9 protein-coding genes and 1 pseudogene are annotated in these 11,743 nt (G+C 60.8%); 7 read left to right on the forward strand and 3 right to left on the reverse strand.

Going from position 1 to position 11,743, the window contains the following annotated elements; translation table 11 throughout:
- The first annotated feature begins 71 nt into the window (after nt 1–71).
- On the forward strand, nt 72–1,799 hold the full coding sequence (locus AC5ZG5_RS32125) for a methanol/ethanol family PQQ-dependent dehydrogenase (protein ID WP_028167104.1): 1,728 nt from the start codon (nt 72–74) through the stop codon (nt 1,797–1,799).
- 185 nt (nt 1,800–1,984) lie between these two features.
- On the opposite strand, the gene AC5ZG5_RS32130 is transcribed toward AC5ZG5_RS32125, so the two are convergent.
- Genes AC5ZG5_RS32130 through AC5ZG5_RS32140 form a run of 3 tightly spaced genes read right to left on the reverse strand, consistent with a single transcriptional unit; the run spans nt 1,985 to nt 5,073 of the window.
- Nucleotides 1,985–2,245 (reverse strand): hypothetical protein, encoded by a 261-nt coding sequence (locus AC5ZG5_RS32130; RefSeq protein WP_456645151.1) that lies wholly within the window; start codon nt 2,243–2,245, stop codon nt 1,985–1,987.
- A 55-nt stretch (nt 2,246–2,300) separates the two neighbouring features.
- The gene (locus AC5ZG5_RS32135) at nt 2,301–4,619 is read right to left on the reverse strand and encodes a xanthine dehydrogenase family protein molybdopterin-binding subunit (protein ID WP_028167102.1); all 2,319 of its coding nucleotides are present in this window, start codon (nt 4,617–4,619) and stop codon (nt 2,301–2,303) included.
- A 1-nt stretch (nt 4,620) separates the two neighbouring features.
- Nucleotides 4,621–5,073: a (2Fe-2S)-binding protein gene (locus AC5ZG5_RS32140; RefSeq protein WP_456645150.1), complete on the reverse strand. Its 453-nt coding sequence runs from the start codon at nt 5,071–5,073 to the stop codon at nt 4,621–4,623.
- A gap of 471 nt (nt 5,074–5,544) precedes the next feature.
- Between AC5ZG5_RS32140 and AC5ZG5_RS32145 the strand changes: the two genes are divergently transcribed.
- The 6 genes and pseudogenes from AC5ZG5_RS32145 to AC5ZG5_RS32170 all read left to right on the forward strand — a co-directional run.
- A complete protein-coding gene (locus AC5ZG5_RS32145; protein ID WP_456645149.1) occupies nt 5,545–5,865 on the forward strand; it encodes a hypothetical protein in 321 nt (106 codons plus the stop codon).
- A gap of 118 nt (nt 5,866–5,983) precedes the next feature.
- Nucleotides 5,984–6,613, forward strand: a complete 630-nt coding sequence (locus tag AC5ZG5_RS32150) for a C13 family peptidase (RefSeq protein WP_456645148.1) — start codon at nt 5,984–5,986, stop codon at nt 6,611–6,613.
- A gap of 491 nt (nt 6,614–7,104) precedes the next feature.
- Entirely contained in the window at nt 7,105–8,019 is a 915-nt protein-coding gene (locus AC5ZG5_RS32155) for a c-type cytochrome (protein WP_456645147.1), read from the forward strand.
- A 528-nt stretch (nt 8,020–8,547) separates the two neighbouring features.
- Nucleotides 8,548–10,635, forward strand: coding sequence for a carbon starvation CstA family protein (locus tag AC5ZG5_RS32160; RefSeq protein ID WP_456645146.1), 2,088 nt, complete (start codon nt 8,548–8,550; stop codon nt 10,633–10,635).
- Between the two features lie 34 nt (nt 10,636–10,669).
- On the forward strand, nt 10,670–10,861 hold the full coding sequence (locus AC5ZG5_RS32165; RefSeq protein ID WP_456645209.1) for a YbdD/YjiX family protein: 192 nt from the start codon (nt 10,670–10,672) through the stop codon (nt 10,859–10,861).
- Nucleotides 10,862–10,911: 50 nt separating this feature from the next.
- Nucleotides 10,912–11,047 (forward strand): annotated as a pseudogene (locus AC5ZG5_RS32170) (helix-turn-helix domain-containing protein); the annotation flags it as partial.
- Between the last annotated feature and the right edge of the window lie 696 nt (nt 11,048–11,743).

Below are 11,743 nucleotides of genomic sequence, written 5' to 3' on the forward strand. Positions count from 1 at the left end.
GATTCCCGTGCCCCAGACGATCGCACCACCCACCATAGGGGAGGGAGAGAAGAGCACAGGGAGATGGCGTCATGACCAGAAAGCAATGGCTATTGTCGGGTTGTGTTGCGTTCACAACCCTTATCTCAACCGCTGCTGTCGCCGGTCCGATCGAAAATTACAGTCCGGTGACGCAAGCCCGCCTTGAAAATCCCGAACCCGGCAACTGGATGCTGTATCGGCGGACTTATGATGGGCAGGGCTATAGCCCGCTCCAGCAGATCCACACACAGAACGTGAAGAGCCTGATGCCGGTATGGACTTTCTCCACCGGCGTCATCGAAGGCCATGAGGCCCCGCCGATCGTCAACAACGGCGTGATGTTTGTCACGACGCCGATGGGCCAGGTGATCGCGCTTGATGCCAAGAGCGGCGAAGAATATTGGCGCTACAAGCGGTCACTTCCGGAAGATTTGTTCCAATTGCATCCGACCAACCGCGGCGTCGGCCTGTGGCAGGACAAGCTCTATCTCGCCACGACGGACGATCACCTGGTCGCGCTTGATGCGAAGACCGGCAAGGTGGTCTGGGACACCAAGGTCCAGGACTATAAGAAGGGGCAGTATTTGACCCTCATGCCGCTGGTTGTCGACGGCAAGGTCATCGTCGGCGGATCCGGCGGTGAATTCGGCGTCCGCGGCTATATCGCCGCCTACGACGCCAATAGCGGCAAGGAGCTGTGGCGGACCTTCACTATCCCCGGCCCCGGCGAACCCAGCCATGATACTTGGACGGGCGACGATTGGAAGACCGGCGGTGGATCGGCCTGGATGACCGGCAACTACGACAAGGACACCAAGACCATTTATTGGGGTGTTGGTAATGCTGCGCCGTGGCCCGGGGACGCTCATCCCGGTGACAATCTCTATACGACCTCCGTGCTCGGCCTCGATCCTGAGACCGGCAAGATCAAGGCACATTTCCAGTACCATCAGAACGATTCCTGGGACTGGGACGAGGTCGAGGCGCCGATGCTGGTCGACCTGCAAAGGGATGGCCGATCTGTCAAGAGTCTGATCCATCCGGGACGCAACGCGATCTTCTGGATCCTGGAGCGCAAGCCGGACAAGATCAGCTACGTAGCCGGCTGGCCCTATGTTTACACCGATGTCTGGAAAGGCATTGAGCCCGAGAGCGGCAAGCCGATTGTCGACCCCGCGCACAAGCCGGTGGTTGGCAAGCGGGTCGAGTTCTGCCCGTCACTGTGGGGCGGCAAGGACTGGCCGTCGGCGGCCTACAGCCAGAAAACGAAATATGTCTATGTGCCGGCCATGGAGAACACCTGCGGCGGCTTCTCCGGCGAGAAGGTGGCGCTGGTTCCAGGCCAGCTCTGGCTTGGCACCAAGCCGGAGGACATCGGTCTGACGATCCGTCCCGGCGGCAAACACATCGGCGAATTGCAGGCCTGGGACCCGGCCACCGGCAAGAAGGTCTGGTCGCACACCTTCCCGAAGTCGCAATTGTTCGGTTCGGTGCTGGCGACCGCGGGCGATCTGGTCTTTGTCGGCGGCACCAACGATCGCTACTTCCGCGCCTTCGACGCCAAGGGCGGCGAACTGTTGTGGGAGCAGAAGACCAATTCCGGCATCATGGGCATGCCGGTCTCCTATGAGGTGGACGGCACGCAATATATTGCGATCCAGTCCGGCTGGGGCGTCGATGCGCAGCGCATCCAGGATGCCTTGGCCACCCAGAATGTCGGCGTGGAGAACAATGTGCCCCAGGGCGGCGTCGTCTGGGTGTTTGCGGTCAAGAAATAGCCGCACGCGGAACGGCTGCAAAAAAGCGGCGGACCGAAAGGTCCGCCGCTTCCGTTTCAGCGCGATGACTTTCTTCGAATCGTCATCCTCTCTCATCGGCTTCCACGTTGCCGGATAAAGCCCTCAAGCGTTTCGAGCGAGGTGGAACCGAGCTGCACGCGAGAAGGTCAAACGTCACGGCCAAACTACTTGCCCATCCGTTCGACCTTGCCTTTCTCCTTCACGTTCATGTCCTTCACCGTCGGATCGCGGCTGCCTTCGCCAGTGGTTTGGGTTCGCGTGGCTTTCGGCGCATTGCTTGGTACAGAGCTCTGATCCTTCGGCGTCTTTGCCGGCCGTGTAGCAGTGGCCGGCGGCGGGTTAGTTTGAGCGCTCGTAGCTTGCGCGCTCAAAAGAAAGGCGCCCGACAGTAGCGACACCGCGAGCGCCGCCAAGATCTGTTTCATCGGTCCGTCTCCTGTCCAGACCAATGAAACGGTTGGTGCGAAGTTACGTTCCACCTCACGCCTCCAGTTGCTTGCCGATCGGCATCGCGCGGATGCGCTTGCCGGTGGCGGCGAAGATCGCATTGATCAGGGCCGGCGCGAACGGCGGCACGCCGGGTTCGCCGACGCCGCTCGGCGGCGTATCGGGGCTCGCGGGCGGCACGATGTAGACGTTGGTGACCGCAGGCGATTCGTCGATCCGGATCACCGGGAAGTCGTCGTAATTCCCCTGCTGCACTCTGCCGTTCGTGAAGGTGATCTCGCCATGTTTGGCGAGGCTCATCCCCATGATCGCCGCGCCCTCGATCTGTGATTGGATGCGCTCGGGATTGACGTAGGCGCCGCAGTCGATCGCGGTATCGACCCGTGGCACCGTCAACTTGCCCTTGTCGTCGACGGCAACCTCAACGATGGTCGCGATATAGCTGACGAAGCTGCGGTGCGCCGCAATACCAAGGCCGTGGCCCTTGGGCACCTGCCGTCCCCAACCTCCCTTGTCGGCGACCAGCTCGACCACCTTGCGCAGCCGTCCGGTGTCGATCGGATAGCTGTCATAGGGCTCGCCATAGTTCCATAAATCCTTCACCGAGGCGAGGTTGAGGATCCGCGGCGCACCGATCAGCTCCAGCAGCATGTCCTTCGGGTCGCGGTTGGTCGCCTGCGCGATCTCGGCGACCATCGACTGCACCGCGAAGGCGCGCGGGATGTTGGACACCGAACGGAACCAGCCGATGCGGGTGTGCGCGGCCGCTTCCGGGTTCTCGCACTGGATGTTGGCGATCTCGAAGGGCATGTCGACCAGCCCCATGCCGAGCTCGAACGGTGCCTGGTGCACCGTGCCGGCCGCAAAGGTCGAGGCGATGCTTGGCGCGACGCTGCGATGCCGCCAGGCGATCACCTTGCCGCTCTTGTCGAGGCCCGCCTCGATGCGCTCGACGGAGACGGTGTGCAGGAAGCCGTTGCGGATATCGTCCTCCCGCGTCCACTGCACCTTGACCGGCGCGCCGAGCTCCTTCGACAGCAGCGCGGCTTCGAGCGCGAAGTCGCATTTCGACTTGCGCCCGAACCCGCCGCCGAGCAGCGTGACGTTGACGGTCACGTTCTCCTCGGGGATACCGAGCGTCTTGGCGACGTCCTCGCGCGTGCCGCCCGGGCTTTGCACGGGAGCCCAGACCTCCACCTTGTCGCCCTTGACGTCGGCGACCGCGACCGGCGTCTCCATAGCGACATGGGCAAGGTGGGGCAAATAGTACTCGCCCACGATCACCTTGTCGGCGCCTTTCAGCGCGGCTTCGGCGTCACCTTCCTTGCGCACGACGAGGCCGGGCTTGCGCGCCGCGTCCTCGAGCTCGGCCCGATAGGCAACCGAGTCATATTTGGCGTTGGCGCCGTCCTCCCAGGTGACCTTCAGCGCGTCGCGGCCCTTGATCGCCGCGCCGGTGTTGCGGGCAATCACGGCGATCCCGCCGAGCGGCTGGAATTTCGAGGGCCATGGCCAGCCCTTGACTTCCATCACCTTCTCGACGCCGGAAACCTTCATCGCCTCCGCGCCGTCGAACGACGCCACGTTGCCGCCAGTCACCGGCGGGCGGGCGATCACGGCATATTTCATGCCGGGCAACCGCACGTCGGCGCCGTATTCGGCCCTTCCCGTCGTGATGTCGTGAAGATCGACGATGCTGATCTCGCCCTTGCCCAGGTAACGAAAGTCCTTGGGATCCTTGAGCTTCAGGCCTTCAACGCTCGGCACCGACTCCTTGGCTGCATCGGCGGCCAATTCGCCAAAGCCGAGCTTGCGTCTGCTCGCGCTGTGGACGACTTCGTGATTGACGGCCTTCACCTCGGCTGCCGGCACGCCCCAACGTTTTGCGGCGGCCTGCTCAAGCATGGTGCGGGCCGAGGCGCCGATCTGGCGCATCGGAATCAGATGATGCCGCGTGCTACGCGAGCCGTCGGTATCCTGGTTGCCGAACTTGACCTCGTCGCCATGCGCCTGCTGGACGCGAACGCGCTTCCAGTCGGCCTCCAGTTCTTCAGCGACGATCAGGGGCAGGCTGGTGCGCACGCCGGTTCCCATCTCGGAGCGGTGCGCAACGATGGTGACCATTCCATCCGGCGCGATCGAGACGAACACGCGCGGGTCGACCACGACGCCGTGCGGCATCTTCCCCGCGCCGGTCTCGTAGGCGAAGCTCGGCCGCATCATCACGGGTGCGGCGAGCACGAAGCCGCCGGCGAGGCCGAGGCCCTTGAGGATGCTGCGCCGCGAAACGTTCTCGACCTTGATGTGCTTCTCGAAGCCGCGAAGCTTGCTGGGATTGGTGAGGATATTCATGTCACACCCCCGTCGAAGCGAGATGGACCGCGTTTTCGATCCGCTGGTAGCAGCCGCAGCGGCAGATATTCCCGGACAGGGCTTCGCGGATCTGGTCGTGCGACGGCTTTGGATTATCCATCAACAACGCCGCCGCCTGCATGATCTGGCCGGTCTGGCAAAAGCCGCATTGCGGCACGTTGAGCTGCCGCCAAGCCTTCTGCACCGGGTGGTCGCCGGTCGGATGCAGGCCCTCGATGGTGGTGACCTCGCGGCCGCCGACATCGGACACGGAGGTGATGCAGGCGCGCACCGCCTGCTTGTCGACGATAACGGTGCATGAGCCGCACAGCGCCTGGCCGCAGCCGAACTTGGTGCCGGTGAGTCCCACTTCATCACGGATGAACCAGAGTAGCGGAAGATCGGGATCGCCATCCCAATTCTGTTCCTGGCCATTAATCTTCACCTTGATCATGATCGTCTCTCCCTCTTCCTACAGGAGCCGTCATGAGCGTGTCTTCGAGGTGAGCAAGAGAATCTTTCCTAGGAGATCCCTTGCACGGTCTCAGGCAAAACTGACCTCGCTGAGAAACCGCAGACTGCACCGTAGGATCTGATTGATTGTCTGTGTCAGGCCCATCCTCCTGTTTTAATTTCGCTTGGTTCAAGGTATGGACGACTGGAAGACTAGCACAAAGCGCGGCCGAATAGGATTCACAACGCCCTGTTTGCCTTCGTATTTTAGCGAGGGCTGCCTGCTCGAACGGCGTGCTTTTGGTCAAGGGCCCTTACGCTGTAGCCCTTACGAGACGAGATTTTTTCGAAGCGCTGTATGCGGCTATAAAGATCGACGTGCTCTATTGGAACGCTCTTGAGGGAGATGATGCCGACGTCGAGGCGCCTCACTGCTGCATATTTGGAGCTGGAGTCTAATCAGGAGGTCACGATGAAGATTGACAGCACCACATTTGGCGCGATTACGATTGACGGAACGACGTATCAGCACGACGTGGTCGTTCGTCTTTCCGGCAAAGTTGTGAAGCGGAAAAAGAAGCTTTCTCTTCGAGAAAGGGTGCGACCAAGTCGTCATTGGTTCCGGTCAGATGGGCAACGTGCACCTGTCACCGGAAGCCGAAGCCTATTTCGAAAGGAAGGGCTGCGAGGTGCTGTTGAGGCCGACACCCGAGGCGATCCGGATGTTCAACCGCTCGCACGCCAGGAGGATCGGGCTCTTTCACGTGACCTGTTGAACGAAATGGCCTGGTGAAGCTGTGCATCCACGTTGGATCGGCCGGTTCGGCGCGCCGCTCATCGCCTTTGTTTTGACCATTGCGCCGTCGTTTTCGCCGGCGCGCGCCGTTGAGGATGCTCGCAGGGTAAGCGTCGTGTCCTTCGGCCTTTTCGGCGATCAGGGCGTGTTTAGAAACGAGGCAATCGGTGCAGCACGGGTCGTAGCGGGCCGTTTCGGGAGCGGCCCGGTCAACGTGCAATACAATTGGAAGATAGGCGGAGGTGCAACGATTGAAGGCCTCGCTAGGTCCTTGCAGGCGGCGGCCAATGGAATGGACGCCGAGAACGATGTTCTGTTCTTGATTCTCACCTCGCACGGCTCCCCCGACGGGCTTGCAGTCAAAGCGGGCCGGCTTACGCAAACGCTCACGCCGTCCAATCTCGCCGGCATGCTGGCGCGGACCGGTATGCGATACAAGGTGGTGGTCATCTCGGCCTGCTATTCCGGGGTCTTTATCCCTCGTCTCGCGAACCCCGATACGTTGGTCATCACCGCGGCCGATGCCGACCATCCATCGTTCGGCTGCCGGGACAAAGCCAAGTGGACCTATTTCGGCAACGCCTTTTTCAATGTCGCAGTCCGGCAAGCGAAACGCCTGAAGGACGCCTTTGTTGTGGCGCGCTCGCTCGTCAAAAGGCGAGAACTGCGCGAGCACTTCGAGCCGTCGAATCCCCTCATGGCAGGCGGCGAAAACGTCCAGCCGTTGCTCATTGCGCGTCCTTGAGCGACCGGCCGCCTGGGCAGCCGACACCGGGCTGCCGGAAACCTCGTCCGTATGACTCTCTCGTCCGTATGATCTAATGACCGAAACGTGCCGCATGTCCGCCAATGGCCCCTTTGAGACATGCCGACGGGCGCTGAGAATGTCCGTTGATCGGGGCGGACCGGAAGTGGCTCGAATGACCCAGCCCAGACATGTAGTAAACGTACCGACTTCCGCGTCATGAATGACCTGGTCGCGTCGGACCCGGCGGGGCTTCAGAGCAACACCGAGATCAAACGTCGGGCTGAATGGCTTTGGCGGGGCACACGCGGCGGCCAGGCTTTGCTCGGACGGCTTCAGTTATTTCGAGTACCTTGACATTCGCGGGCACTTGCCCGGAGTTCATGGGTGCGGCAAGCTCCCCATAGCTGCCGGCTCGGACAGTCGGGGAACTGAAAATGAGGATTGTTCCCGCGCTGCTCTCGTCTGTGATCGTTTGTGGCTTGCTCGCGATGCGGATTGCGACCGCCGCAGACGGTCCCCCCGCTTGGGCCTATACGCCGAACAATCCCGACTACAAGCCTCCCGTCGATGACGGAAAGCCAGTTCGCGTACCAGACAGCACGGCCGGCTATACCTGGAGCCAGTTGCGTGATCGTTTCATTGCGCCGGTTTGGCACCCCAGCGACCACGGCGCGCTGCCGGACATCGTCGCGAACGGCCGCAAACCCGGTGTGTTCGCATGCGGATATTGTCACCGCGCCACAGGGCCAGGTGGTCCGGAAAACGCGGACCTTGCAGGGCTGCCGAAGAGCTACATCATCCAGCAGATGGCCGACTATAAGAGCGGGGCACGCGGTACAACTCTCCCCGGGCGAATTCCGCCAAAGCTAATGATCGAGCTTTCTAAGCCGATCACCGACGCCGAAATCGAAGCCGCGGCAGCCTACTTTTCGGCCTTGCAACCGCGCAAACGCATCAAGGTGGTCGAGAGCGACACCGCGCCAAAGACCTATGTGGCGGGTCTGCTTTGGGCTGCGGTGGAAACCAGCGAGCGCGAGCCGATCGGAGCGCGAATCGTGGAGGTCCCCGACGATTTGCTCCGCTTCGAAAGCCGCGACCCTCGATCGACCTTCACAGCGTATGCACCAATCGGGAGCCTCGCCAAAGGCGAGGCGCTAGTCATGAAAGGTGGGTCGGGCAAAACGATCCAATGCACTTTGTGCCATGGCGCGGACCTGAAAGGGCTTGGACCGCTGCCAAGCATTGCTGGTCGTTCACCGAGCTACATGTTCCGGCAGCTCTATGACTTCCAGCACGGCGCCCGAACGGGAGAATGGAGCCCGTTAATGGCCCAAGTTGTCGCCGATCTTGACGAGCAGGATCTTCTCGCGATTGTAGCGTACCTCGCATCTCGCGATCCGTGAGCGGGCACGATACCGCGCCACGCCATCACCGGGACAAGGTCATGCTCCGGAGCGTCGGGCCCAACTCCTGAATGTGCTTTGAGTAGGCATCGGAGGCGCCGGCCGTAGGCGAGCCTGAATAGTCTGGCGGCTCGTGTCGCATCGCTCTCTTCATAGAAGGGCATATGAGGTCCGGTTCTGACCCTGAACGGACCAAGTTGCTGTACTCCAACACCTGATGAAAACCAGCACGCGAAACGGTTATGGATCGCTGTCGCTGGGCCAGCCCCCTGATGAGGTGCCCATCATCCATTGGCCCAGCCACGAGACTTTCTTCGCACGATCCTAATCACTTCCCAGCGAACAAACAGAGTCCTAGAATTATACCGTCAGGCGGAACTATAGTGGGCTCTGAGCTTAGCGAAATACCCAGTCCCGACCTGGTGTACGGAAAGGAAGGATCCCAGCCAATACACCCTTGCCTCGATCTAGGTCCCCGCCAGGGTGAATTTTGTTTGGTTGGGCTTCCTGCAGTGCGGGAGGACATCCATGAGTATCATCAACAATTCAAGTGCGCGCCAGTCGAAGCTCTTATGGATCGCGGTCGCTCTTCTGGGTGCCGCGGCATTCGCGATCGTGGCGCTCAACCGAGGTGAAACTGTCAATGCAGCGTGGCTGGTCGTCGCCGCGATTTGCATCTATTTCATCGCCTACCGGTTTTATGGGTTGTTCGTCGCCGACCGGGCGCTCGGGGTCGATGGCACACGACTAACGCCTGCCGTTCGCCATAATGACGGTCTCGATTACGTTCCGACCAATCGGTACGTGCTCTATGGCCATCATTTCGCGGCGATCGCCGGCGCGGGTCCACTGGTTGGTCCAGTGCTTGCCGCGCAAATGGGCTATCTGCCGGGTACGCTCTGGATTCTCGCTGGCGCGGTGTTCGGCGGTGCGATCCAGGACATGACTGTTCTGTTTCTATCGACGCGGCGCGATGGTCGCTCGCTCGGCGACATCGTGCGTGCCGAGATGGGAGCGGTGGCTGGCACGATCGCAGGGGTAGGCATTCTCCTGATCTGCGTCATTGTACTTGCGGTCCTCGCTCTCGTTGTCGTCAAGGCATTGATCGGCAGTCCGTGGGGAACTTTCGCGGTGTTCTGCTCGATTCCGATCGCGCTACTAATGGGTGTCTATAGCCGCTTTATCCGCCCGGGCAGAGTCGGCGAAATGTCACTGCTCGGCTGCGTGCTGCTTCTCGCTGCGCTGATCTATGGTAAGACCGTGTCCGAGACGCCTGAGCTCGCGGTGTACTTCGATCTACATGGCGAGACGCTGGCGCTGATCATCATCGGATACGGCTTCGTCGCATCCGTGCTGCCGGTTTGGCTGCTTCTGGCTCCGCGCGATTACCTTTCGACATTCCTCAAGATCGGCACAATCGCGCTCTTGGCCATCGGCATCATCATCGTTCGTCCCAATCTCCAGATGCCTGCTGTCACCAAATTCATTGACGGCAGCGGACCAGTTTGGGCCGGCGGCTTATTCCCCTTCCTGTTCATTACAATCGCCTGCGGCGCCGTTTCCGGATGGCATGCTCTCATTGCGTCAGGGACGACGCCGAAGATGATCGAGAACGAAAGGCAGATTGCCTTCATCGGCTACGGCGGAATGTTGATGGAATCGTTCGTCGCGATCATGGCGGTGATCGGCGCGAGCATCATCCATCCCGGCGTCTATTTCGCGATGAACAGCTCTGCAGGACTGATCGGCACCACGGCTGAGCAAGCCGCGCAAGTGATCTCGGCTTGGGGGTTCGTGGTGACCCCGGACGAGATTACTCAAATGGCCAAGGACGTCGGAGAGACGTCGATCATGTCACGCACCGGCGGCGCACCAACGCTCGCCGTCGGCATGGCCCATATTCTGTCGTCGTTCCTTGGTGGCCGTACCTTAATGGGCATCTGGTACCACTTCGCGATCCTCTTCGAGGCCCTGTTCATACTCACCACGGTTGACGCTGGAACGCGCGTGCTCCGGTTCATGATTCAGGATCTCATCGGCAACGCTGTCCCAGCGTTCAAGGAGACTGCGTCCTGGACCAACAACCTGATCGGTTCGGCGCTTTCGTGCGCGCTGTGGGGCTACTTTCTTTACGTCGGCGTGATCGACCCATTGGGTGGTATCTGGACGCTATGGCCTCTGTTCGGCACCGCCAACCAAATGCTGGCGGCAATCGCGTTGACGGTGTGCACCGTCGTCCTGTTCAAGATGAAGCGCGAGCGGTTCGCTTGGGTGACGATTGTGCCCGCCACGTGGCTCGTGGCCTGCACGACGACCGCGGGGCTCGAGAAGGTGTTCAGCCCCGATCCGAACGTGGGGTTCGTCAGCCACGCGCTCAAATATAGCGATGCGATCGCAGCAGGTCAGTTGTTGGCACCGGCAAAAACGCTTGGCGAGATGAGTCGGATCGTCTTCAACGACTACGTCGATGCATCGCTCGCAGCTTTGTTCGTGCTGGTGGTCGTTGCGACAGTGATCTACGGCCTGATCAATATCTGGCGAGCACTGGGCAATCCGCAGCCGACCGCAATGGAAATAGAGTTCGCCGGGGTAGCCGCGGGAGGTAGCCATGCCTGACCTGCAGAATTTGTTCGACCAGTCCGCCAGCGCGATGCGAACCGCCGGTTATTGGAGCACGCGTACTGCGCGTCTTATGATCGGCGTTCCCGATTACGAAACATACGTTGCGCACCGGCGAGTGAAGCATCCCGACCAGCCGATCATGACGTATGTGGAATTCTTTCGCGAACGCCAGCAAGCGCGCTATGCCGTCGGGAAAGGTCGCTTTAGAGGTTGCTGCTGAAAGCCGATAATACTTCTGCACCTGACCGCCATCCGATGTGCGGGCGAGTGCTTGTCGAAGACGGTGCCAAGGTTGTCTCCGTCGCAGCGGCTGTCGGCTTCGAATCAGAAGCTGCGTTCAGTCGCGCTTTCAAGAACGTGCGTTGGCCTTTCTCCAGACGAATGGCGCCGACGACGAGGAGATTGAGAGATGGGGAGCGTTCCGATCATCGCCAACTTGTTCCGCAATTGGCCCTGAACCGAAGCGAACCGGGTTGCACGTCTGCTGTCGTGAGAAGATCTTTTAATTAGATAGTTGTCCACGTCGCTTTTGCGTCATCGCCTCTGATAGATAACCCGAAGCTCCCCCGCGGCGCATCCCGGCGCATTTTCTGATGGTCCCACCGTTAGTTTGCTGAGGAGAACTTAACCCTGCATAGGTTGAGCTCTCGGATCCTAACCAGCGCATATACAGCTAAGCGAGAGTGCTCGGAGCGGGCAGGCAGGACGCTTCCGACTCTCGCACCTTTGAGACGTGCCGGCAGGCACCAAAATGTCTGTTATCAGGGATCGACCAGAAGTATCTGGCGCACGGTCGGAATGACGCAATTGACCGATCTCGGAAGTCATCCGCCCGTCCGAGGGGGAAAAAGCTTCAATGACCCTTCCAATTGAGCCACCACGCGGACATGACGGGCAGTCGTTGGCGTGGTGATGGGACACCTAACTTCCTAAACGAGGAGGGCTGGGCGGCGCGTCGTCGGTCGGCACAAGCTTCGATCGCCGTTCGCGCGCCCGAGCGGCATCAGACGCGCCCGCGGGTGCGCGCCTAGATCCGGCTCAAGAAAAACGCCTCCAGTTTGCCTTTGCCCTTCACGTCAATGCTGCCGCGTGGCTCCAGCGC

Source organism: Bradyrhizobium sp. Ses1, assembly GCF_059512365.1.